The sequence below is a fragment of the Arthrobacter sp. GCM10027362 genome (assembly GCF_042679445.1).
Classification (GTDB): domain Bacteria; phylum Actinomycetota; class Actinomycetes; order Actinomycetales; family Micrococcaceae; genus Crystallibacter.
This window is the reverse complement of record NZ_JBHTML010000379.1, coordinates 1-1,188: the sequence shown is the minus strand read 5'-3', so window position 1 is coordinate 1,188 and position 1,188 is coordinate 1. Positions and strand designations below refer to the sequence as shown.

Genomic DNA, 1,188 nt, shown 5'->3' with positions numbered 1-1,188 from the left:
CCGCGCCGCCGCTGCCCGAGGTGCCGGTCCCGGCGGACGGCCTTGAACTGATCGGCGCGGCCAAGGGTTCGGGCTACCGGGAGCCGCCGTCGCTGGTGCGGCGCGCGGACGGGCAGATGCTGCAACTGACCGGGCTGCTGTACACGGTGCTCGAGGCCATCGACGGCCGCCGCACGGTGGAGCAGGTCGCCGAGCAGGCCGGCAGGCGCCTGGGGCGGCTGGTCACGGCGGAGAACGTGCGGACCCTGATCCGGCAGCACCTGCTGCCGCTGGGCCTGCTGCGGCTGGCCGACGGTTCCCAGCCGCACCTGAAGCGGGCCGACCCGCTGCTGGGCATGCGGCTGCGGTACACGGTGACGGACCCGGACCGCACCCGCAGGATCACCGCCCCGTTCACCGTGCTGTTCAACCCCGTAATTGTCGTGGCCGTCACCGCGGTGTTCCTGGGCGCGTCCTGGTGGGTGCTGATGGTCGAGGGCCTGGCCGCGGCCACCCACGACGCGTTCGCCAACCCCGGACTGCTGCTGCTGGTCTTCGCGGTGACGGTGCTTTCGGCCGGCTTCCACGAGTTCGGCCACGCGGCCGCCGCCCGCCGGGGCGGCGCCACCCCGGGGGCGATGGGCATGGGCCTGTACCTCATCTGGCCCGCCTTCTACACCGACGTCACCGACTCCTACCGGCTCGGACGCGGCGGGCGGCTCCGGACCGACCTGGGCGGGCTCTACTTCAACGCCCTCGTGGTGGTGGGCATCATGGGCGCCTGGTGGCTCACCGGCTACGACGCACTGCTGCTGGTGGTGGTGACCCAGCTGCTGCAGATGGTCCGCCAGCTGCTGCCCCTGGTCCGCTTCGACGGCTACCACGTCCTCGCCGACGCCGCCGGGGTGCCGGACCTGTTCCAGCGGATCAAACCCACGCTGCGGGGCCTGCTGCCCTGGCACCGGAAGGACCCGCAGTCCACCGTCCTCAAACCCTGGGCCCGCGCCATGGTCAGCGTCTGGGTCCTGGTCACGGTCCCGCTGCTGCTCTTCAGCCTGGCCATGCTGGTCCTCGCCCTGCCCCGGCTGCTGGGCACGGCGTGGCACAGCGTTCTGGAGCAGCAGGCCATGCTCGCCCGGGCCCTGTCCGACGGCGACGTCCCGGGTGCCGCCGGCCGGGTCCTGGCCCTGGCCGCCGTCGCCCTGCCGG

1 pseudogene is annotated in these 1,188 nt (G+C 73.4%); it reads left to right on the top strand.

The window, feature by feature from the left end:
* Positions 1-1,188 (top strand): annotated as a pseudogene (locus ACFQ36_RS22800) (hypothetical protein); the annotation flags it as partial.